18 protein-coding genes are annotated in these 21,457 nt (G+C 74.1%); 7 read left to right on the top strand and 11 right to left on the bottom strand.

Annotated elements, in window-relative coordinates:
* The first annotated feature begins 9 nt into the window (after window positions 1–9).
* Window positions 10–2,085: an SCO7613 C-terminal domain-containing membrane protein gene (locus BM158_RS13685; protein ID WP_091559853.1), complete on the top strand. Its 2,076-nt coding sequence runs from the start codon at window positions 10–12 to the stop codon at window positions 2,083–2,085.
* On the opposite strand, the gene BM158_RS13680 is transcribed toward BM158_RS13685, so the two are convergent.
* From BM158_RS13680 to BM158_RS13635, 10 genes are all read right to left on the bottom strand, one after another.
* Window positions 2,082–2,648: a GNAT family N-acetyltransferase gene (locus BM158_RS13680; RefSeq protein ID WP_207506568.1), complete on the bottom strand. Its 567-nt coding sequence runs from the start codon at window positions 2,646–2,648 to the stop codon at window positions 2,082–2,084. The two genes, BM158_RS13685 and BM158_RS13680, sit on opposite strands and share 4 nt — an antisense overlap.
* Window positions 2,649–2,701: 53 nt before the next feature.
* Window positions 2,702–3,088 (bottom strand): metal-sulfur cluster assembly factor, encoded by a 387-nt coding sequence (locus tag BM158_RS13675; RefSeq protein ID WP_091559850.1) that lies wholly within the window; start codon window positions 3,086–3,088, stop codon window positions 2,702–2,704.
* The gene (sufU, locus tag BM158_RS13670; RefSeq protein WP_091062447.1) at window positions 3,085–3,540 is read right to left on the bottom strand and encodes a Fe-S cluster assembly sulfur transfer protein SufU; all 456 of its coding nucleotides are present in this window, start codon (window positions 3,538–3,540) and stop codon (window positions 3,085–3,087) included. Before sufU ends, BM158_RS13675 begins: the two co-directional genes overlap by 4 nt.
* Window positions 3,540–4,862, bottom strand: a complete 1,323-nt coding sequence (locus BM158_RS13665) for a cysteine desulfurase (RefSeq protein ID WP_091559845.1) — start codon at window positions 4,860–4,862, stop codon at window positions 3,540–3,542. The genes sufU and BM158_RS13665 overlap by 1 nt, the downstream gene beginning before the upstream one ends.
* On the bottom strand, window positions 4,859–5,653 hold the full coding sequence (sufC, locus tag BM158_RS13660; RefSeq protein ID WP_091559842.1) for a Fe-S cluster assembly ATPase SufC: 795 nt from the start codon (window positions 5,651–5,653) through the stop codon (window positions 4,859–4,861). The genes BM158_RS13665 and sufC overlap by 4 nt, the downstream gene beginning before the upstream one ends.
* Window positions 5,654–5,669: 16 nt before the next feature.
* Window positions 5,670–6,005 carry a Rieske (2Fe-2S) protein gene (locus BM158_RS13655; protein WP_091559838.1) on the bottom strand — a complete coding sequence of 112 codons (336 nt, stop codon included), beginning with the start codon at window positions 6,003–6,005 and terminating at the stop codon, window positions 5,670–5,672.
* Complete coding sequence (gene sufD / locus BM158_RS13650) at window positions 6,002–7,324, bottom strand: Fe-S cluster assembly protein SufD (protein ID WP_091559835.1); 1,323 nt, start codon at window positions 7,322–7,324, stop codon at window positions 6,002–6,004. Before sufD ends, BM158_RS13655 begins: the two co-directional genes overlap by 4 nt.
* Complete coding sequence (gene sufB, locus BM158_RS13645) at window positions 7,324–8,757, bottom strand: Fe-S cluster assembly protein SufB (RefSeq protein WP_091559832.1); 1,434 nt, start codon at window positions 8,755–8,757, stop codon at window positions 7,324–7,326. The genes sufD and sufB overlap by 1 nt, the downstream gene beginning before the upstream one ends.
* On the bottom strand, window positions 8,754–9,584 hold the full coding sequence (locus tag BM158_RS13640) for a helix-turn-helix transcriptional regulator (RefSeq protein ID WP_091559830.1): 831 nt from the start codon (window positions 9,582–9,584) through the stop codon (window positions 8,754–8,756). Before BM158_RS13640 ends, sufB begins: the two co-directional genes overlap by 4 nt.
* Before the next feature lie 115 nt (window positions 9,585–9,699).
* Window positions 9,700–12,168 carry an ATP-dependent Clp protease ATP-binding subunit gene (locus BM158_RS13635; protein WP_229827411.1) on the bottom strand — a complete coding sequence of 823 codons (2,469 nt, stop codon included), beginning with the start codon at window positions 12,166–12,168 and terminating at the stop codon, window positions 9,700–9,702.
* Window positions 12,169–12,361: 193 nt separating this feature from the next.
* On the opposite strand from BM158_RS13635, the gene BM158_RS13630 reads away from it, so the two are divergent.
* Entirely contained in the window at window positions 12,362–13,273 is a 912-nt protein-coding gene (locus BM158_RS13630) for a COX15/CtaA family protein (RefSeq protein WP_091559827.1), read from the top strand.
* 242 nt (window positions 13,274–13,515) lie between these two features.
* On the opposite strand, the gene BM158_RS13625 is transcribed toward BM158_RS13630, so the two are convergent.
* A complete protein-coding gene (locus tag BM158_RS13625) occupies window positions 13,516–14,433 on the bottom strand; it encodes a heme o synthase (RefSeq protein WP_091559824.1) in 918 nt (305 codons plus the stop codon).
* Window positions 14,434–14,645: 212 nt separating this feature from the next.
* Here BM158_RS13625 and tkt point away from each other — a divergent pair, with 212 nt between their 5' ends.
* From tkt to pgl, 5 genes are all read left to right on the top strand, one after another.
* Window positions 14,646–16,856 carry a transketolase gene (gene tkt, locus BM158_RS13620; protein WP_091559821.1) on the top strand — a complete coding sequence of 737 codons (2,211 nt, stop codon included), beginning with the start codon at window positions 14,646–14,648 and terminating at the stop codon, window positions 16,854–16,856.
* An 11-nt stretch (window positions 16,857–16,867) separates the two neighbouring features.
* Window positions 16,868–17,971 carry a transaldolase gene (gene tal / locus BM158_RS13615; protein ID WP_091561192.1) on the top strand — a complete coding sequence of 368 codons (1,104 nt, stop codon included), beginning with the start codon at window positions 16,868–16,870 and terminating at the stop codon, window positions 17,969–17,971.
* 86 nt (window positions 17,972–18,057) lie between these two features.
* Window positions 18,058–19,572: a glucose-6-phosphate dehydrogenase gene (gene zwf / locus BM158_RS13610; protein WP_091559816.1), complete on the top strand. Its 1,515-nt coding sequence runs from the start codon at window positions 18,058–18,060 to the stop codon at window positions 19,570–19,572.
* Window positions 19,573–19,600: 28 nt separating this feature from the next.
* On the top strand, window positions 19,601–20,707 hold the full coding sequence (locus BM158_RS13605; protein ID WP_091559813.1) for a glucose-6-phosphate dehydrogenase assembly protein OpcA: 1,107 nt from the start codon (window positions 19,601–19,603) through the stop codon (window positions 20,705–20,707).
* Window positions 20,704–21,435 carry a 6-phosphogluconolactonase gene (gene pgl, locus BM158_RS13600; protein WP_091559808.1) on the top strand — a complete coding sequence of 244 codons (732 nt, stop codon included), beginning with the start codon at window positions 20,704–20,706 and terminating at the stop codon, window positions 21,433–21,435. The genes BM158_RS13605 and pgl overlap by 4 nt, the downstream gene beginning before the upstream one ends.
* Window positions 21,436–21,457: the final 22 nt, after the last annotated feature.

Genomic DNA, 21,457 nt, shown 5'->3' with positions numbered 1-21,457 from the left:
GGTGGGGCGGTGGACGGGAGCCGCACAGCCGCCGCTCCCCCGCTGCCGCCCCTGCCCTACCCCGAGGACGCCCGGCCGGCCTACCCGCCGCCGGTGCCCGCGGCCGCCCTCGGCGACCGGGTCACGCCGCAGGTGCTGCTGCTGGGCGCCGGGGTGGTCGCCGTCCTCGGGGCCGTGCTCTCGGTGTTCACCGTCGGCACCCCCGCCGGGGTGGTCGCGGTCTGCGCCCTGCTGGTGGTCGCCGCCGCGCTGGCGGTGCTGGCGGGGTACGTCGGCACCCCGACGGCCGGCGAGGCGCTGGCGGTCGCCTCCGTCGTCGCCGCCGGGGCGCTCGTCGTCGTGGGGGCCCGGACGGCGCCGCGGCCGGAGCTCGCCGCCGGCACCCTCGCCCTGCTGGTGGCCGTGGGCACGGGGGCACTGCGGCTGGTCGCCCCCCAGTTGCGCACCTGGCCGGTGGCGGCGTGGGCGGCCGGGCAGGTCGCCGTGCTGGTGGCGGTCCGGGCGGTGGAGCTGCGCAGCGACCTGCTCACCGGGGTGCTGCTCGGCGTCGCGCTGACCGGGCTGGCGATCGCGTGGGCCGGGCGCGGCGTGGTGGCACTGGCCGGGCTGCTGGGCTCGGTGCCGTGGTGGCTGACCGGGGTCTGGGCGGCCGAGCGGGCCGCGTGGGGCGGGGACCGGCCCGCCGTCGCCGCCGGGTTCGCCGTCGCCGCCTCGCTCGGGCTGCTGGTCACCACGCACCCCCGGGTGCCGCGGCTGCCGGTGGCCGGCCCGCTGGTGCCGGTGCTGGCCGGCGTCGTGGCCGGGTCCACGGTCGCCGGTGCCGCCGCCTCGGCCGGGCCGCGGTGGGTGCTGGGCGCCGGGTTCCTGGGGCTGGCCCTGGCCGCGCTGGTCGCCGTCGCCGCCTCGCGCGGGCCGGACTGGGTGCCCCGGGACGCCGGCCTGTCGGCCGCGGCCACCCTCGTGCTGCTGTCCGCCGTCGGCACCGGGCGCGCCGGCCGGTGGGGCGACCTCGGCCTGCTCATGGTCACCACCGCCGCCGCGGCGGTGCTGCTGTCGGTGCGCGACCGCGACACCCGGCCCTCCACCGTGCCGATCGCGGTGGGCACCGTGGCGCTGGCCGTGGTGCTGCTGACCAGCGAGGGCCCGGTGTCCGGCGCCGCGGTCGGGGCCGCGCTCGTCGCGGTCGCGGTGGCCGCGCTGGCCGAGGCCGTGGTGCTCGCGGTCGTGCTGCCGTGGTGGGCCGACCAGCGCGTGCGGGCCTGGGTGCGCCAGCGGGTGGGCCGCGGGCCGCGACCGGTCACCGGCCGGGTGGACGACGTCCGGGACGCCTTCGCCGCCGCCGACACCGGCCGCACCGAGACGCCCGTGGGGGCCGCCGGACCCGACCCCGACTCCCCCGACGTGCGCGCGGCCGGCTCGGCGGCGGTCACCGGGTCGGTGGTGGGCCTGCTGGGCACCGGGGTGGCCCTGTCGTCCGGCCGGCCCGGGGTGACCGCCGTCCTGCTGGCCGTGCTCGGGCTCGCGCTGATGGGCCACGGCGACGTCACCCGCGGCACGAAGCCGCCCGACGTGCCGGCGGAGGACCAGGACACCCGCGGCCGGGGCACCCGGGTGCTGGGCGGGCTGTGCCTGGTGGCGGCCGCCTGGACCGGGGCCGCGCTGGCCGGGTGGAGCGTGCCGGAGGTCGTACCGGTCGCCGCCGGGGCGGTGCTGCTGGCCGGCACCTGGCGGGCGCTGCCGCACGGGGCGAGCTGGCCGTCGTGGGGGCCGGGCCTGGCGGTGGCCCTGCTGCCGTCGGTGGCACTGGCCGTGCTCGACCCCACCCCGGCGCGGCAGGTCGGCACGCTGGTCGCGTCGCTGGTGCTGGTGCTCGGCGGGCTGGGCTGGGCGGTCCGGGCACCGTTCGTGCTGGGGCTGGTCGGCGTGCTGGGCGTGACGGTCGGGTGGCTGGCCGACGGCGCCCCGACGCCGTGGGTGGTGGCGCTGTTCGCCGTCGGCGCGGTGCTGCTGCTGGTCGGTGCGGTCCGGGAACGTCAGCGCCGCCGGGGCGACCCGGTGCCGGCGCTGGTGCGGACCTTCCGCTAGCTGCCGAACAGGCTCTCGGCGCAGACCACGCGGTAGCCGGCGGCGAGGAAGCTGCGCAGCGACGCGGTGTTGGCCGGGGCGACCTGCGCCCACAGCGGGCCGTCGACGAAGGCGGGGGCAGCCGCGGCGAGCGCCGTGCCCAGGCCCCGCCCGCGGGCGGCGGGGTCGACCTCGATGCTGACCTCCCACCGGCCGGCCAACCCGCGGCCCAGGGTGAGCAGGGCGGTGGCGTCCGCCGTGCCCAGCACGCGCACGCCGGTGCGGTGCCGGTGCGCCCGCTGCACCCGCGGGTGGTCGGCTGCCTCCAGTGGCTGCAACGACAGCGCCGGGGCGACGGGGGCGGACGGGGCGAGCAGGACGGCGTCCACCACGCCCGGCTCGACGCCGGTCTCGTCGGCGAGCGCGGCGAGGAACCGGGCGGACAGCGGCGCGGCGACCGGGTCGGGCGAGGCGGCGACCCACGCGTCCACCCAGGCGGGGTCGACGTCGGCACCGACCCAGGCCCAGGCGGTGCCGCCCACGACGACGGCCCGCGCCCCGGAGGGCGCGGGCCGCGTGGTCACGCTGCCGTCGGCGGGCGGGTCGTCCCCGCGCGCCAACCGGTCGAGGAGCTCGTTCAGACCCGGAAGCCCAGGGCGCGCAGCTGCTCCCGGCCGTCGTCGGTGATCTTGTCCGGGCCCCACGGCGGCATCCAGACCCAGTTGATCCGGATGTCGTCGACCAGGCCGGGGCCGGGGCCACCGGTGAGCGCCTGGCGGGCCTGGTCCTCGATGACGTCGGTCAGCGGGCAGGCCGCCGAGGTCAGGGTCATGTCGATGACGGCGACGTTGTTGTCGTCGACCTCCATGCCGTAGACCAGGCCGAGGTCGACCACGTTGACGCCCAGCTCGGGGTCGACGACGTCGCGCATGGCCTCCTCGAGCTCCTCCATGTCGGCCTTGATGACCGGGGCCGCGGGGGTCTCGACAGGGGTCTGCACGGGGGTCTCGGTGCTCTCGGTCATGCTGCGGGTCCTCCCCAGGCTCGGGCGCTGGCGTCCTTGAGGGCCATCCAGCTCATCAGCGCGCACTTGATGCGCGCGGGGTACTTCGACACCCCGGCGAACGCCACGGCGTCCTCCAGGCTGTCCTCGAGCTCGTCGGCGACCGCCTGGTCGCCCTTGGCCTGCATCAGCTTCATGAAGTCGTCGCCGGTGGCCAGCGCGTCCTGCACGCTGCGCCCGACGACCAGGTCGTACATCGCCGACACCGACGCCTGGCTGATCGAGCAGCCCATGCCCTCGTAGGACACGTCGGTGAGGGTGTCGCCGTCGACCTTGACGCGCAGGGTCACCTCGTCCCCGCAGGTGGGGTTGACGTGGTGCACCTCGGCGTCGAACGGCTCCCGCAGCCCGCGGCCGTGCGGGTTCCGGTAGTGGTCCAGGATGATCTCCTGGTACATGTCCTGCAGCTTCATCAGGCCTCCTCAGGAGCGTCAACACCGAAGAAGCGCTGGGCATGCCGCACGCCTTCGACCAGCGCGTCGACGTCGTCGTACCCGGTGTGCACGTAGAACGTGGCCCGGGTGGTCGCCGGAACGCCGTACCGGCGGACGACCGGCCACGCGCAGTGGTGCCCGACCCGGACGGCGATGCCCTGGTCGTCGAGCACCTGGCCGACGTCGTGCGGGTGGATGCCCTCGACGGTGAAGCTGATGGCCCCGCCGCGGGCCACGGTGTCGACCGGGCCGATGACGGTGACGCCCGGGACCGCCTGGAGCTCGGCCAGCGCGTACTCGGTCAGCGCCTCCTCGTGGGCCAGCACGTTCTCCATGCCCAGGCCGGTGAGGTAGTCGCAGGCCGCGGCCAGGCCGACGACCTGCGCGGTCATCGGGACGCCGGCCTCGAACCGCTGCGGCGGCGGGGCGAAGGTGCTGCCCTCCATCCGGACGACCTCGATCATCGAGCCGCCGGTGAGGAACGGCGGCAGCGCGGCCAGCACCTCGGCACGGCCCCACAGCACACCGACGCCGGTGGGGCCGAGCATCTTGTGCCCGGAGAACACCAGGAAGTCCGCGCCCAGCGCGGCCACGTCGACCGGCTGGTGCGGCACCGACTGCGCGCCGTCGACCATGACCAGCGCACCGACCTCGTGGGCGCGGTCGATGATCGGCTGCAGCGGCGGCATGGTGCCGAGGATGTTCGACTGCTGGGTGACCGTGACCAGCTTGGTCCGCTCGTTGACCACGGTGTCGAGGTCGGAGAGGTCCAGCCGGCCGTCGTCGGTCAGCCCGAGCCAGCGCAGGGTCGCCCCGGTGCGCTCGCACAGCTGCTGCCAGGGCACCAGGTTGGCGTGGTGCTCCATCTCGGTCACCACGACCTCGTCGCCCTGACCGACGGCGTACCGGCGGAACTCCGGCTCCTTGGCCGTCGCCGCGTTGCTCATCGCGTAGGCGACCAGGTTGATCGACTCGGTCGAGTTGCGGGTGAACACGACCTCGTCGGGCTGCCCGCCGATGAACGACGCGATGGTGGCCCGGGCCGCCTCGTAGGCCTCGGTGGCCTCCTCGGCGAGGGCGTGCGCGCCGCGGTGCGGAGCGGCGTTGACGTTCTCGTAGAACCACCGCTCGGCGTCGAGCACCTGGCGGGGCTTCTGCGAGGTCGCGCCGGAGTCCAGGTAGACCAGCGGCTTCCCGTCCCGGACCGTGCGGCCCAGGATCGGGAAGTCCGCGCGCACCGCCGCCACGTCCAGCGGGAGCGGTGCGCGCTCCGTCGTGGAGCGCGGGGCGGTGGCGGTCATGCCGTCGCCGCCGCCGCGTCCGCGTCGGCCTTGAGGTAGGCCGCGTAGCCCTCGTTCTCCAGCTTCTCGGCCAGCTCCGGGCCGCCCTCCTCGACGACCCGGCCGGCCACGAAGACGTGCACGAAGTCGGGCTGGATGTAGCGCAGGATGCGGGTGTAGTGCGTGATCAGCAGGACGCCGACCGAGCTGGTCGCCTTGGCCCGGTTCACGCCCTCGGAGACCACGCGCAGGGCGTCGACGTCCAGGCCGGAGTCGGTCTCGTCGAGGATCGCGATCTTCGGCTTGAGCAGGCCCATCTGCAGGATCTCGTGACGCTTCTTCTCACCGCCGGAGAAGCCCTCGTTGACGTTGCGCTCGGCGAAGGCGGAGTCCATCTCCAGCGCCTCCATCTCGGTGCGCACGTCCTTGACCCAGCTGCGCAGCTTCGGCGCCTCGCCGGAGATGGCGGTCTTCGCCGTCCGCAGGAAGTTCGACACCGAGACGCCGGGGACCTCGACGGGGTACTGCATGGCCAGGAACAGGCCGGCGCGGGCGCGCTCGTCGACGCTCATCTCCAGGACGTCCTCGCCGTCCAGGGTCACCGTGCCGCCGGTGATCGTGTACTTCGGGTGGCCGGCGATGGAGTAGGCCAGGGTGGACTTGCCCGACCCGTTGGGGCCCATGATCGCGTGGGTCTCGCCGCTGCGGATGGTCAGGTCGACGCCCTTCAGGATCGGCTTGGCCTCGTCGCCCTCGCCGACGCTGACGTGCAGGTCGCGGATCTCCAGCACGCTGCCGGTGCTCTCGGTCATCTGGGTGGTGCCTCTCTCAGTTCTCGGCCGCGGAGGTGTCGACGAGGACGTCGTCGCCCTCGACGCGGACCGGGTGGGTGGTGACCGGCTGGTTGGCCGGCAGGTTGGTGGGCGCACCGGTGCGCAGGTCGAAGCACGACCCGTGCCAGGTGCACTCGATGGTGGGGACGCCGTCGACCATCTCGACCTCGCCCCCGTCGCTCAGCGGGTAGTCCTGGTGCGAGCACAGGTCGGTGAGGGCGTAGACCGTGCCGTCGTGCCGGGCGAGCACGAGCTCGACGTCGCCGACGACGACGGGCACGGCTTCGCCCTCGCCGATCTCGCTCAGCGCGCAGGCCCGCTGGAAGCTCATGCCGGCTGCAGCTCCGACTCCGGCGTCTCCTGCTCCTCCAGGCCCGGCAGGGCGCCGAGCCGCTGCTCGATGGTGCCCATCAGCCGGTCCTGCAGGGCCGGGACGCCGATGCGCTGGACGACGTCGGCGAAGAAGCCGCGCACCACCAGGCGGCGGGCGGTCTCGGCGTCGATGCCGCGCGAGCAGAGGTAGAACAGCTGCTCGTCGTCGAACCGGCCGGTGGCGCTGGCGTGGCCGGCGCCGACGATCTCGCCGGTCTCGATCTCCAGGTTGGGGACCGAGTCGGCGCGGGCGCCGTCGGTGAGCACCAGGTTGCGGTTGAGCTCGTAGGTCTCGGTGCCGGTGGCCGCCGGGCGGATCCGGACGTCGCCGACCCACACGGTGTGCGCCTGCTCGCCCTGCAGCGCGCCCTTGTAGACGACGTTGCTGCGGCAGTTGGGCACCGCGTGGTCGACCCACAGGCGGTGCTCCTGGTGCTGGGTCTCGTCGGCGAAGTAGACGCCGAACAGGTCCACCGAGCCGCCGGGGCCGGCGTAGGTCACGTTGCTGACCAGCCGGACCAGGTCACCGCCGAGGGTCACCACGACCTGGGTGAACGAGGCGTCGCGGCCCACGACGGCGTCGTACTGCCCGCCGTGCGCGGCACCCGGCGCCCAGTCCTGCACGCTGACCAGCTCGACCTGCGCACCGTCCCCGAGGACGACGGCGACGGCGCCGGAGTAGCGCGCCTCGCCCTGGTGGTCGAGCACGATGGTGGCCTTGGCGAACCGGCCGACCTCGATGACCGTCTGGCCCCAGACGACGTCCTCGGCGCCCTGGCCGCGCAGGGTCAGGGTGACCGGGGTGGCGAGCTGGGCCTCGGCCGGGACGCGGACGACGGTCGCGCCGCCGGCGCGCACCCGGGTGAGCGCGGCGAGCCGGTCGACTGGCTCGGGCAGGCCCTTGAGCAGCGGGTCGTCGGCGCCGACGGTAGTCAGCTCGACGCCCTCGGGCAGGTCGGCGTCCCAGTCGGGTCGCCGGCCGGTGTCGGCGCCCTCGAGCAGCGGGCGGATCCGCTTCATCGGGGTGAACCGCCAGTCCTCCTCGCGGCCGGTGACGACGGCGAAGTCGTCGGGGTCGGTCGAGGTGAAGCGCTCGGCCGGGGAGCCGGTGGGCACCGGGCCGCCGTGGCTGTGCGCCCCGGCCGGGCCGCCGGTGCCCGCCGCCGGGGTGGTCGGCGGGCCGGCCTGCGCGCCGACGCCGTCGGCGAACAGCTCGCTGGCCAGCGCGGCGGACTCGGCGGGCCCGGCGATCGTGTCGGGAGTCTTCGAGTCGGTCATCAGCCGACGGCACCTTCCATCTGCAGCTCGATCAGGCGGTTCAGCTCGAGGGCGTACTCCATGGGCAGCTCCCGGGCGATCGGCTCGACGAAGCCGCGCACGACCATCGCCATCGCCTCGTCCTCGGACAGACCGCGGCTCATCAGGTAGAAGAGCTGGTCCTCGCTGACCCGGGAGACCGTGGCCTCGTGGCCCATGGACACGTCGTCCTCGCGGACGTCGACGTAGGGGTAGGTGTCGGAGCGGCTGATGGTGTCGACCAGCAGCGCGTCGCACTTCACCGTCGAGGCCGAGCCGTGGGCGCCCTCGTCGACCTGGACCAGGCCGCGGTAGGAGGTGCGGCCACCGCCCCGGGCGACGGACTTGCTCACGATGGTCGAGGAGGTGTGCGGCGCGGCGTGCACCATCTTGGCGCCGGCGTCCTGGTGCTGGCCCTCGCCGGCGAAGGCGATGCTCATGACCTCGCCCTTGGCGTGCTCGCCGGTCATCCACACGGCCGGGTACTTCATCGTCACCTTGGAGCCGATGTTGCCGTCGACCCACTCCATGGTCGCGCCCTCGTGGGCCACGGCCCGCTTGGTGACCAGGTTGTAGACGTTGTTCGACCAGTTCTGGATGGTCGTGTACCGGCAGCGGGCGTTCTTCTTGACGATGATCTCGACGACCGCGGAGTGCAGGGAGTCGGACTTGTAGATCGGGGCGGTGCAGCCCTCGACGTAGTGCACGTAGGCGCCCTCGTCGATGATCATCAGGGTCCGCTCGAACTGGCCCATGTTCTCGGTGTTGATCCGGAAGTAGGCCTGCAGCGGGATCTCCACGTGCACGCCCGGCGGCACGTAGATGAAGGAGCCACCCGACCACACGGCGGTGTTCAGCGCGGCGAACTTGTTGTCGCCGGACGGGATCACCGAGCCGAAGTACTCGCGGAACAGGTCCTCGTGCTCGCGCAGCGCGGTGTCGGTGTCCAGGAACAGGACGCCCTGCTCCTCCAGGTCCTCGCGGATCTTGTGGTAGACGACCTCGGACTCGTACTGGGCCGCCACACCGGAGACCAGGCGCTGCTTCTCGGCCTCGGGGATGCCCAGCTTGTCGTAGGTGTTCTTGATGTCGGCCGGCAGGTCGTCCCAGGTCGCGGCCTGCGCCTCGGTCGACTTCACGAAGTACTTGATGTTGTCGAAGTCGATGCCGGACAGGTCCGAGCCCCAGTCGGGCATGGGCTTCTTGCCGAACAGCTTGAGCGCCTTGAGGCGGCGGTCGAGCATCCACTCCGGCTCGTTCTTGCGCCGGGAGATGTCGCGCACGACCTCCTCGTTGATGCCACGGCGGGCCGAGGCGCCGGCGACGTCGGCGTCCGCCCAGCCGTACTTGTAGCGGCCGAGCTGGTCGATCTGCTCGTCCTGGGTCAGCGGCGTGGTGGGCTGGGTGGTGGTCATGCGGGCGTCCTCTCCCGGGCTGACTGGGGGGTGGTGCTCGGTGCGGGCCGGCGCTGGGCCGACCGCTCGGTGGGTACAGGGCGCGGGGCCCGGCTGGTGTTCCCGGACAGGCGGCCCGGGATGTGGGTCGTGCAGATGCCGTCGCCGTGGGCGATGGTGGCCAGCCGCTGCACGTGCGTGCCGACCAGCCGGCCGATCACCGCGGTCTCGGCCTCGCACAGTTGCGGGAACTCCGCGGCCACGTGCGCCACCGGGCAGTGGTGCTGGCACAGCTGCCCGCCGCCGGAGAGCGCGGAGGCCGAGGCAGCGTAGCCCTCGGCGGTCAGCGCCTCGGCGAGCACCTGGGCGCGGTCGACGGGGGCGCTGCCGGTGGTGGCGGTGGCCCGCTCGACGGCGGTGGAGCAGCGCTCCTCCAGGCCGGCGAGCTGCTGCTCGGCGACGTCCCGGACGGCGTCCGGCCCGCCGTGCGCGGCGACGAACCGCAGCGCTGTCAGCGCGAGGTCGTCGTAGGCGTGCGGGAAGCCGGCGCGGCCGGCGTCGGTGAGCACGAAGTGCCGGGCCGGGCGACCCCGGCCGCGGACCGAGCCGGGCAGGGCCCGCTCGGCGCCCTGCCCGCTGCGCGACCTCACCAGCTCGGTCACGTGCCCCTCGGCGACGAGGGAGTCCAGGTGCCGGCGGACGGCGGCCGGGGAGACGCCCAGGCGGCCGGCGAGCTCGGTGGCGGTCTGCGCGCCGTGCTCGAGCAGCAGGCCGGTGACGCGGTCGCGCGTACGCCCGTCGTCGGGGCTCACCGACGGCCGGGCGGACGGCGCCGCGCTGGATTCCACAACACGAGTGTGCGCTATTTCCCGTGCCTCGCAAGCAAGGTCGCCCTAACCCGAACGTGCAGCCCACGGGGGGTGCCGGACGCATCCGGCACCCCCCGTGGCACGGCGTGCCAGGTCAGACGGCCACCGGGCTGTCGACCGCGAAGTGCAGCCGGTCGTCGACCACGCCCACCCGCAGCCGCTGGCCGCGCTGCAGATCACCGGCCAGCACCATCCGGGACACCGGGTTGTCGACCTCACGCTGGATCGCGCGGCGCAGCGGACGGGCCCCGTAGGCCGGCTCGTGGCCCCGCTCGGCGAGCCAGGCGACCGCCTGCTCGTCGAACTCGACGGCGATGTCCTGGGCGGCCAGGCGGCGCCGGGTCTCGTCCAGCAGCAGGTCGGTGATGCGGGCCAGCTGCGCGGCCTCCAGCTGCCGGAAGACCACGACCTCGTCGATCCGGTTGAGGAACTCGGGGCGGAAGGCCTCCCGCAGCCGCCGCAGGACGGCGTCCCGGACGTCGCGGCCGCCGTCGTCGGTGCCCGAGGTGAAGCCCAGCGGGCCGTGCGCGGCGTTGACGATGGCCTCCGAGCCCAGGTTCGACGTCATCACCACGACGGTGTTGGCGAAGGAGACCGTGCGGCCCTGGGAGTCGGTGAGCCGGCCGTCGTCCAGCAGCTGCAGGAGCGTGTTGAACACGTCCGGGTGGGCCTTCTCCACCTCGTCGAGCAGCACCACCGAGTAGGGGTTGCGGCGCACCGCCTCGGTCAGCTGCCCGGCGTCCTCGTAGCCCACGTACCCGGGGGGCGAGCCGACCAGCCGGCTGACGGTGTGCCGCTCCTGGAACTCGCCCATGTCGAGCCGGACCATCTTGTCCTGGTCGCCGAACAGCGCCTCGGCCAGCGCACGGGCCAGCTCGGTCTTGCCGACGCCGGTCGGGCCGAGGAACAGGAAGCTGCCGATCGGCCGGTCCGGGTCGCCCAGGCCGGCGCGGGACCGGCGGACGGCCTCGGCGACGACCTCGACGGCCTCGTCCTGGCCGACGACGCGGGCGTGCAGCACCTCCTCCAGCCGCAGCAGCCGGTCACGCTCCTCCTCGGTCAGCTGGGCCACCGGGATGCCGGTGGCCCGGGAGACCACCTCGGCGATCTCGGCGACGCCCACCTCGGGGACGCCGGCCTCGCCACCGCCGGCGCGGGCCTCGGTGAGCCGCTGCTGCACGCCGGCCAGCTCGTCGCGCAGCCCGGAGGCGCGCTCGTACTGCTCGGCGGCCACGGCCTGGTCCTTCTCCCGCTGCAGCCGCTCGACCTCCTGCTCCAGCCACCGCAGGTCGGTGGTCGGACGGCGGACCCGCAGCCGCACCCGGGCGCCGGCCTGGTCGACCAGGTCGATGGCCTTGTCGGGCAGGTGCCGGTCGGCGACGTAGCGGTCCGAGAGCTCCGCGGCGGCGACCAGCGCCTCGTCGGTGAAGCGCACCTGGTGGTGCGCCTCGTACCGGTCGCGCAGGCCGCGCAGGATCTCCACGGTGTCGGCGACGCTGGGCTCCCCGACCAGGATCGGCTGGAACCGCCGCTCCAGGGCGGGGTCCTTCTCGATGCTGGTGCGGTACTCGTCCAGCGTGGTCGCGCCGATGACGTGCAGCTCACCGCGGGCCAGTGCCGGCTTGAGGATGTTGCCGGCGCCGGCCGAGCCCTCCGAGCCGCCGGCGTTGACCACCGTGTGCAGCTCGTCGACGAAGACGAGGACGGAGTCCGCGTGCGCGCGGATCTCGTCCATGACCTTGCCGAGCCGCTCCTCGAAGTCGCCGCGGTAGCGGGTGCCGGCGACCAGGCCGGTGAGGTCGAGCTCGACCAGCCGGCGGCCGCGGAGCACGTCGGGGACGTCGCCGGCCACGATCTGCGCGGCGATGCCCTCGACGACGGCGGTCTTGCCGACGCCGGCCTCGCCGATCAGCACCGGGTTGTTCTTGGTGCGGCGGGAGAGCACCTCGATGGTCTGCTCGATCTCGTCGGCCCGGCCGATGACCGGGTCGATCTTCCCGTCGCGGGCCAGCGCGGTCAGGTCGCGGCCGTACTGGTCCAGCGTCGGGGTGTCCGACGGCGGCTGCTCGGCCGGGGCGCCGCTGGCCGCCCGCTGCAGGGACTCCGGGGTCACCTGGGCACCGGACAGCTGCCGTCCGGCCGCGGAGTCAGCGTTGAGCGCCAGGGCGAACAGCAGGTGCTCGGGGCCGATGTAGGTCGAGCCGCTGGCGCGGGAGACCTGGTGGGCGTCCAGCAGGGCGCGCTTGGCGGCGGGGGTGAGGGTGACCGGGCCGTCGGTCGCCTCGCCGACCCGGAGGGTCTCCTCCAGGCCGGTGCGCAGCCGGTCGGGGTCCGCGCCGGCGCGGGTCAGCAGGGTGCGGGTCGGCTCCTGGCCGGCCAGCGCCCACAGCAGGTGCGGGGCGTCGAGGTCACGGCCGCCCCACCCGGCGGCCTGGCGCGCGGCGGCCAGCAGGGTCTCGCGGGCGTGGTCGGACAGCAGCTGGGTCAGGTCGACCCGCTGCATGCCCCGGCGGGCGCCGGGGCCGGGGAAGGAGGAGAAGAAGTCGTCGAACGGAGAGGTCACGGGGGTGTGCTCCCTGGGTCAGGTCCTGCGCCGACCCGGGCGGCCGTTCCTCGACCGGGGGTCGTGCGCCGCGGGGGCCGGACCGGTCAGCCGTCGCTGCCCGGGGCCCTGCGCTGTGGGGTGCAGCGCGTCCGCCGGTCCTGTCCTTCCCGTGTGCGCCCAGGGCGAACACGCAGCCACCTACCCTGGGTGCGTGCCGGTCTCCCCCGTCGTCGTCCGCCGCGTCGCCCTCGCCAACGCCGTCGCCAACGGCCTCATCGTCGTCACCGGCGGTGCGGTCCGGCTGACCGGGAGCGGGCTGGGCTGCCCCACCTGGCCCGAGTGCACCGACGGGTCGATCACCCCGACGGCCGAGCTCGCCGGGCACGGGCTGATCGAGTTCGGCAACCGGCTGCTGACCTTCGCGCTCGCGGTGATCGCCATCGCCACCGTGGTGGTGGTGTGGCGCTCCACCCGCCGGGAGCTGCGGAAGTGGGCGGTCGGCAGCTTCCTGGGCATCCCGGCACAGGCGCTGCTGGGCGGGGTCACCGTGCTCACCGGGCTGAACCCGTGGACGGTCGCCGCGCACTTCCTGGTGTCGATGGTCCTGGTGGCCGTCGCCACCACGCTGTGGCTCCGCTCCCGGGAGCCCGGGGTGGGCGGGCTGCTGGTGCGCCGGCCGATCGCCGCGCTGGTCACCGGCATCGCGGTCACCGTCGCCGCCGTCCAGGTGTTCGGCACCGTCGTCACCGGCTCGGGCCCGCACAGCGGCGACCCGGGCGCCGGGCGCACCGGCTTCGACCCCGAGCTGGTCAGCCAGCTGCACGCCGACGTCGTCTTCCTGCTCATCGGGCTGACCGTGGCACTGCTGGTGGCCCTGTACGCCACCGACTCCCCCGGTCGGGTCCGCCGGGCCGCCCGCGACCTGCTGGTCGTGGAGCTGGCCCAGGGGGTGATCGGCTACGTGCAGTACTTCACCGGCCTGCCGGTCGTGCTGGTGCTGCTGCACATGCTGGGCGCGGTGCTGATCACCGCCTACACCGCGCGGCTGTGCTGGGCCGTCCGCGGCCCCCGCACCGAGGCCGAGGTCCAGCCCCCCGCCGACGCCTTCGCCACCACCAGGTAGCTCCGCCCGGGCGCGCACCTCGCGACCGCGGGGTTCCCGCCCGCTCGACGCAGCGCGAAAGGGCAACCGGGCGTCAGGCACCCCCGAGTGCAGGGTTCGCGGGGTCATCGGGCGTGCCTGCACCCCGGGAACCCCGTTCTCGGGTGACCGGCCTGCGGGGTTCCCTCCCACTCGACGCAGCGCGAGAGGGCCGCAACCCGGCAACCGGGCGTCAGGCGCCCGCTCTCGTTCCCGGTGGGGCCTCAGAGGAGGACGTCGAGGACCAGGGCGATGGACAGCAGGGTCATGTAGGTGATGGACACCGAGAACAACTTCATCGGGCGGTCCGGGGCGCCGGCCTTGATGCGGGCCAGCCAGGCGTGCGTCTCGTAGACGTACCAGGCACCCAGGGCCAGCACGGGCGCACCGGCGATCCAGCCCAGCTGCGGCGTCACCGGCACCATGAGCGCGGAGACGGCGAGGGTCGCCCAGGCCCAGGCGGCGGACTGCCTGGCCACCGTCACCGGCCCGGCGACGACGGAGAGCATCGGGACGCCGGCGCGGAAGTAGTCGTAGCGGTAGCGGCTGGCCAGCGCCCAGAAGTGCGGCATCTGCCAGCAGAAGACGATCCCGAAGAAGACGACGGCCGGCCAGGCCAGCGAACCGGTGACCGCGGCCCACCCGATGAGCACCGGGGCGGCGCCGGGGAGGCCGCCGAAGACGGTGTTGTGGTGGGTCCGGCGCTTGAGCACCATCGTGTAGAAGACCGAGTAGGCCAGCATCGCCACGGCGGCCAGCGCGGTGGCCAGCGGCGTGGTGAAGACGCCGAGGACGACCAGCGAGATCCAGGCCAGGATGACGCCGAAGGTCAGCGCGGCCCGCGGGGCGACCACCCCGGTGACGGTCGGCCGGTCGCGGGTGCGCGACATGATCCGGTCGATGTCACGGTCGTACCAGCAGTTGATCGTGTTGGCGGCACCCGCGGCGAGCATCCCGCCGACCAGGGTGGCGACCACGAGACCGGTGCCCGGCCAGCCGCCGGCGGCCAGCATCATCGCCGGCAGCGTGGTGACCAGCAGCAGCTCGACGAGCTTGGGCTTGGTCAGCGAGACGTAGGCCCCGACGAGCGCCAGCGGAGGGGTGCGCCGGACGACGGCACGCCGTTCGGCGATCGAGGTCACGAGTCGATCCACACCATTCGAACCGGGGCGGGCGGAGGTCGAGCCCACTGTAGCCCGACCCGGCGCCGGAACACCGGGGCTACCACTAGGGTTCGACCACGTTGATGGTGCGCGCCCGGCGGGTAGTGCCCAGGTCGGCAAGGACGACGACCGGCAGACACACCGGCATCGCTCCGACGTACGACCGACCCCCCGAGGGAGCACCCGCCACGATGGCAGACAAGAGCACCGAGTCCGAGGCACCGGCGGAGGCCGCCACGGACTCCCCCACCGGCAACCCCGCACAGCCCATCCCGACCCTGCCCGAGGGCTTCACCGACCTCGACCGCAAGGCCATCGACACCGCCCGCGTGCTGGCGATGGACGCCGTCCAGAAGGTCGGCAACGGCCACCCCGGCACCGCGATGAGCCTGGCCCCGCTGGCCTACCTGCTGTTCCAGAAGTGGATCAAGCACGACCCCTCCGAGCCGGACTGGGTGGCCCGTGACCGCTTCGTGCTGTCCCCCGGCCACACCGCGCTGACCCTGTACACCCAGCTGTACTTCTCCGGCTACGGCCTCGAGCTCGACGACCTCAAGGCCCTGCGCACCTGGGGTTCCAAGACCCCGGGCCACCCCGAGGTCGGCCACACCACCGGCGTCGAGACCACCACCGGGCCGCTGGGCCAGGGCGTGGGCAACGCCGTCGGCATGGCCATGGCCGCCCGCCGCGAGCGCGGGATCTGGGACCCGACCAGCGGACCGGACGAGCCGAGCCTCTTCGACCACACGATCTGGGCGATCGCCTCCGACGGCGACCTGCAGGAGGGCATCTCCGGCGAGGCGTCGTCGCTGGCCGGCACCCAGCAGCTGGGCAACCTCGTCGTCGTCTACGACGACAACAAGATCTCGATCGAGGACGACACCACGATCGCCTTCACCGAGGACGTCGCCGCCCGATACGAGGCCTACGGCTGGCACGTGCAGCACGTCGCCGACAGCGAGGACCTCGCCTCCCTCGATGCCGCCCTCGCCGCCGCGAAGGCCGAGACCTCCCGCCCGTCGCTGATCGTGAGCCGTTCGATCATCGGCTGGCCGTCGCCGAACAAGCAGAACACCGGCGCCGTGCACGGCTCCGCCCTCGGGGACGACGAGGTCGCCGCCACCAAGGAGGTGCTGGGCTTCGACCCGGCGCAGACCTTCCAGGTCGCCGACGACGTCATCGCGCACACCCGCCAGGTCGTCGAGCGGGGCCGGGCGGCCCGGGCCGAGTGGCAGCCCTCCTTCGACGCCTGGCGGTCGGCCAACCCCGACCAGGCCGAGCTGTTCGACCGCATGCGCACCCGCACCCTGCCCGAGGGCTGGGCCGACGCGCTGCCGACCTTCGACGCCGACCCCAAGGGCATGGCCACCCGCAAGGCGTCCGGCGCGGTGCTGGCCGCGATCTACCCCGAGCTCCCGGAGCTGTGGGGCGGGTCGGCCGACCTGGCCGAGTCCAACAACACCGCGGTCGAGGGCGAGCCCTCGTTCCTGCCGCCGAGCCGGCAGACCAAGACGTGGAGCGGCGGGCCGTTCGGCCGCACGCTGCACTTCGGCATCCGCGAGCACGCGATGGGCTCGATCATGAACGGCATCGCCCTGCACGGCGGCACCCGCGTCTACGGCGGCACGTTCCTGACGTTCTCCGACTACATGCGCCCCGCCGTCCGGCTCGCCGCCCTCATGCAGCTGCCGGTCACCTACGTGTGGACGCACGACTCGATCGGCCTGGGCGAGGACGGCCCGACCCACCAGCCGATCGAGCACCTCGCCGCGCTGCGGGCCATCATCGGCCTGGACGTCGTCCGGCCCGCCGACGCCAACGAGACCGCGGTCGCGTGGCGCACGATCCTGGAGCACAACGACCGCCCGGCCGGCATCATCCTGTCCCGGCAGAACCTGCCGGTGCTCGACCGGTCGGAGTTCGGCTCGGCCGAGGGCACCGCGAAGGGCGCCTACGTGCTGGCCGAGGCCAGCGGCGGCACCCCCGAGGTGATCCTGATGAGCACCGGGTCCGAGGTGCAGATCGCCGTGGCCGCCCGCGAGCAGCTGGAGGCCGCCGGCACGCCCACCCGGGTCGTGTCGATCCCGTGCCAGGAGTGGTTCGCCGAGCAGGGCCCGGCCTACCGCGACGAGGTGCTGCCCCCGACCGTCAAGGCCCGGGTCAGCATCGAGGCCGCGGTCGCCATGGGCTGGCGCGAGTTCGTCGGCGACGCCGGACGCGTCGTCGGCCTGGACCACTACGGCGCCAGCGCCTCGTTCCAGAAGCTGTACGACGAGTTCGGCCTGACCGCCGAGGCCGTCGTGGCCGCCGCCCGCGAGAGCATCCAGGCCGCCGCCGACGGCGCCGGCCCCGCCTCCGGTGCCGACGTCGTGGGCAAGCTCCACGACCGCACCGGCGAGTGAAGGAGACCGACATGACCCAGAACGAGAACCTCGAGGCACTCTCGGACGCCGGTGTGGCCGTGTGGCTGGACGACCTGTCCCGCGACCGGATCCGCAGCGGCAACCTGCAGCAGCTCGTCGACGAGCACTCCGTCGTCGGCGTGACCACCAACCCCTCCATCTTCGCGGCCGCGATCAGCGGCTCGGAGTCCTACGACGACCAGCTGCACGCCATGGCCGTCCGGGGGGTCTCGGTGGAGGAGGCGCTGCGCACCATCACCGCCGCCGACGTCCGCGATGCCTGCGACCTGCTCGCCCCGGTCGCGCAGCGCACCGGCCGCGACGGCCGCGTCTCCCTCGAGGTCGCCCCCGGGCTGGCCCACGAGACCGACGCCACCGCCGCGGAGGCCGCCCACCTGTGGTGGCTGGTCGACCGGCCGAACCTGTTCATCAAGATCCCGGCCACCGTCGAGGGCCTGCCCGCGATCACCGAGACGATCGCCAACGGCATCAGCGTGAACGTCACGCTGATCTTCAGCCTCGAGCGGTACAAGGCGGTCATGGAGGCCTACCTGGCCGGCCTGGAGAAGCGCGCCGAGGACCCCGACGCGAGCTTTGAGGGCATCGAGAGCGTGGCGTCGTTCTTCGTGTCCCGGGTGGACACCGAGATCGACAAGCGCCTGGACGACGCCGGCGCCGACCCCTCGCTGAAGGGCAAGGCCGGCGTCGCCAACGCGCAGCTGGCCTACCAGGCCTACGAGGAGGTCTTCTCCTCCGACCGCTGGGCGGCGCTCGAGGCCCGCGGTGCGAGCAAGCAGCGCCCCCTGTGGGCCTCGACCGGGGTCAAGAACCCCGACTACAGCGACGTCCTCTACCTGTCCGAGCTGGTCGCCCCCGACACGGTCAACACCATGCCGGAGAAGACCATGCAGGCCTTCGCCGACCACGGCCAGGTCGGCCGCCCGGTGCAGGAGACCTACGCGGACGCCGAGAAGGTCATGCAGTCGGTGCGCGACGCCGGGGTCGACCTCGACGACGTGTTCGCCGTCCTCGAGACCGAGGGCGTGCAGAAGTTCATCGACGCCTGGGACGAGCTGTCCGGCTCGGTGAAGGAACAGCTGCAGGACAAGAAGTAGCCCACCGGGGCCGGGTGCACCGCCGCACCCGGCCCCGCTGGTGTCCGCCACCCGTACACCACCAGCGCACACCACCAGAGGGATCGATGACCAACCCCTTGCGCGACCCGAGGGACCGGCGGTTGCCCCGGGTCCCCGAACCCTGCGCCCTCGTCGTCTTCGGCATCACCGGCGACCTGGCCCGCAAGAAGCTGCTGCCCGCCGTCTACGACCTGGCCAACCGCGGCCTGCTCCCCACCAACTTCGCGCTGCTGGGCTTCGCCCGCCGCGACTGGGACGACGTCGACTTCGCCGAGCTGTCCCGCGAGGCCGCCCGCCAGCACGCCCGCACCCCGTGGCGGGAGGAGGTCTGGGAGCGGCTGTCCGCCTCGGTCCGCTTCATCCAGGGCTCCTTCGACGACGACGCGGCCTTCGACGAGCTGGCCCGCACCCTCGGCGAGCTCGAGGGCAGCCACGGCATCGGCGGCAACGCGGCGTTCTACCTGTCCATCCCGCCGAGCATGTTCCCGGTGGTGCTCAAGCAGATGCAGCGCACCGGCATGGCCGAGAGCACCGCCGAGCGGTGGCGCCGGGTGGTCGTGGAGAAGCCCTTCGGCTCCGACCTGCCCTCCAGCCGCGAGCTCAACGGCCTGGTCGACTCGGTGTTCAGCGCCGACGACGTCTTCCGCATCGACCACTACCTGGGCAAGGAGACCGTCCAGAACCTGCTGGCGCTGCGGTTCGCCAACACCCTGTTCGAGCCGGTCTGGAACGGCGCGCACGTCGACAGCGTGCAGATCACCATGGCCGAGGACGTCGGCATCGGCGGGCGCGCGGAGTTCTACGAGCGCACCGGCGCGGCCCGCGACGTGCTGCAGAACCACCTGCTGCAGCTGCTGGCGCTCACCGCGATGGAGGAGCCGGTCGAGTTCTCCGCCGAGGAGATCCGCACCGAGAAGCTCAAGGTGCTGCGCGCGGTGTCGGTGCCCACCGACATGGAGCGCTTCGCCGTCCGGGGTCAGTACGAGCAGGGCTGGCTGGCCGGCCAGCGCGCCAAGGGCTACCGGCAGGAGGACGGCGTCGCCGAGGACTCCCGCACCGAGACCTACGCCGCCGTCCGGCTGGGCGTGGAGACCCGCCGCTGGGCCGGGGTGCCGTTCTACCTGCGCACCGGCAAGCGGCTGCCCCGGCGGGTCACCGAGATCGCGCTGTCCTTCCGCCGTGCGCCGCACCTGCCCTTCGCGCCCACCGACACCGAGGAGCTGGGCCACAACCAGCTCGTCGTGCGGGTGCAGCCCGACGAGGGGGTCACCCTCAAGTTCGGGTCGAAGGTCCCGGGCAGCGTCATGGAGGTCCGCGACGTCTCCATGGACTTCCTCTACGGCGAGCAGTTCACCGAGGCCTCCCCCGAGGCCTACGAGCGGCTGCTGCTGGACGTGCTGCTCGGCGACGCCACGCTGTTCCCCCGCAACGCCGAGGTCGAGGCCTCCTGGGCGGTCATCGACCCGCTCGAGGAGTACTGGGCCTCCACCACGCCCTACCCCTACCGCGCCGGCGAGTGGGGCCCGCGGGCCGCCGACGAGATGCTCGCCTCCGAGGGCCGGGCATGGCGCCGACCGTGACCACCACCAGCCACGGGGAGGACCCGCAGTGAGCACCCTCTGGGACACCAACGGGTCGGCGATCGTCAAGGAGCTCGCCGCCCAGCGCCGCACCGGCGGAGCCGTGATGAGCGGGGTAGCGCTGACCCTGGTCGTCGTCGCCGACGAGGACCAGGTCGCCGAGGCCGAGGCCGCCGCGGCGGCCGCGGCCGAGGTGCACCCCTGCCGGCTGCTGGTCGTCGTGCGACGCCAGGTCGAGGCGCCGACGCCGCGGCTGGACGCTGAGGTGCTGGTCGGCGGCCGGCTCGGCCCCGGCGAGGCCGTCGTCATGCGCATGTACGGCCGGCTCGGCCTGCACGCCGAGTCCGTCGTGCTGCCGCTGCTGGCCGCCGACGCCCCGGTGGTCACCTGGTTCCACGGCGCCCCGCCGGACCACCTGGACCGCGACGCGCTCGGCGTCATCGCCAACCGGCGGGTGACCGACAGCCTGATGGCCGCCGACCCCGTGGCGTCGCTGCACCGGCGGGCCGAGGACTTCGCCCCCGGCGACACCGACCTGGCCTGGACCCGCAGCACGTTCTGGCGCTCCGCGCTGGCCTCCACCCTCGACGCCGTGGTCGGCCGCCGCGGCGGGCCGGTCCGGGTGCTGGGCGGGCAGCTGCTCGGCGACCCGGAGAACCCGACCGCCCAGCTGGTGGCCGGCTGGCTCAGCGCGCGCTGCGGGTGCTCGATCACCGTCGAGCCCGGTCAGCGCAGCACGGGCACGAAGGGCATCGAGACCGTCGTCCTCTCCCTCGACGAGGACGAGGAGGTCCGGCTGACCGACGACCGCAAGGGCGGTGCGGTGATCAGCCAGCCCTACCGGCCCGACGCCACCGTCGCGCTGCCCAAGCGGTCCCTCGGCGAGCTCATCGGCGAGGAGATGAAGCGGCTGGACAGCGACGAGCCCTACCGCGAGGCGCTGGAGGCGGCCACCGGCGTGACCGGCCTGGCCCGGCGGTCGCCGGTGCGCGAGCACCACTGGTTCGACCCCATGCGGCCGCCCCCGCCGCCGGCCCCCACCGTGCCCGCCGACTCGCGCGACGACGACGAGGTCGCGCAGACCGGCACCGGGGACGACGACGGCGGCGACGACGAGCCGGGGCAGGCCTCGTGAGCGCCCCCGAGGTCGTCGTCCGGCCCGGTGCCGACGAGCTGGCCGCCACCGTGGCCGGCGAGCTCGTGGCCCGGCTGGCGGCCGCGCAGGCCGAGCACGGGACGGCGTCGGTGGTGCTCACCGGCGGCGGCATCGGCACCGCGGTGCTGCGCGCGGTCGCCGCGGCGCCCGGGGAGGTGGACTGGACCCGGGTCGACGTCTGGTGGGGCGACGAGCGCTGGGTCCCCGCCGCCGACGACGACCGCAACGAGAAGGGCGCCCGCGCGGCCATGCTCGACGTGGTCGGGGTGCCGGCGGAGCGGGTGCACGCCATCCCGGCCGCCGACGCCGGCTACGCCGAGCCCGAGGACGCCGCCGTGGCCTACGCGCAGGAGCTGGCCGCGGCCGGCGACGGCGCGGTACCCCGGATCGACGTCCTGCTGCTCGGGGTCGGCCCCGAGGGCCACGTCGCGTCGATCTTCCCCGACTCCCCCGCCGTCGCCGACGACCGCACCGTGGTGGCCGTGCGTGACTGCCCGAAGCCGCCGCCGACCCGGGTCAGCCTCGGCTTCCCGGTGATCACCGCGGCCGAGGAGGTCTGGCTGCTGGTCTCCGGCGAGGGCAAGGCCGAGGCCGTGGCGAGGGCGCTGTCCGGCCGGGAGACCCCGGCGTCGCTCCCCGCGGCCGGTGCCGTCGGCCGGCGGGCCACCCGCTGGATGCTCGACCAGGACGCCGCCTCGCAGCTGTGACCCGCGGGGGCCCGGGGATGCC

Source organism: Klenkia taihuensis (assembly GCF_900112525.1).
Classification (GTDB): domain Bacteria; phylum Actinomycetota; class Actinomycetes; order Mycobacteriales; family Geodermatophilaceae; genus Klenkia; species Klenkia taihuensis.
The sequence above is the reverse complement of the archived record's forward strand: the minus strand, read 5'-3'. Positions and strand labels throughout refer to the sequence as shown.

Bases quoted from the DNA above. Each gene is read 5' to 3' on its own strand.
- BM158_RS13675 (WP_091559850.1), bottom strand. From the start codon at position 3,088: ATGACCGAGAGCACCGAGACCCCCGTGCAGACCCCTGTCGAGACCCCC.
- sufU (WP_091062447.1), bottom strand. From the start codon at position 3,540: ATGAAGCTGCAGGACATGTACCAGGAGATCATCCTGGACCACTACCGG.
- BM158_RS13665 (WP_091559845.1), bottom strand. From the start codon at position 4,862: ATGACCGCCACCGCCCCGCGCTCCACGACGGAGCGCGCACCGCTCCCG.
- sufC (WP_091559842.1), bottom strand. From the start codon at position 5,653: ATGACCGAGAGCACCGGCAGCGTGCTGGAGATCCGCGACCTGCACGTC.
- BM158_RS13655 (WP_091559838.1), bottom strand. From the start codon at position 6,005: ATGAGCTTCCAGCGGGCCTGCGCGCTGAGCGAGATCGGCGAGGGCGAA.
- sufD (WP_091559835.1), bottom strand. From the start codon at position 7,324: ATGACCGACTCGAAGACTCCCGACACGATCGCCGGGCCCGCCGAGTCC.
- sufB (WP_091559832.1), bottom strand. From the start codon at position 8,757: ATGACCACCACCCAGCCCACCACGCCGCTGACCCAGGACGAGCAGATC.
- tkt (WP_091559821.1), top strand. From the start codon at position 14,646: ATGGCAGACAAGAGCACCGAGTCCGAGGCACCGGCGGAGGCCGCCACG.
- tal (WP_091561192.1), top strand. From the start codon at position 16,868: ATGACCCAGAACGAGAACCTCGAGGCACTCTCGGACGCCGGTGTGGCC.
- zwf (WP_091559816.1), top strand. From the start codon at position 18,058: ATGACCAACCCCTTGCGCGACCCGAGGGACCGGCGGTTGCCCCGGGTC.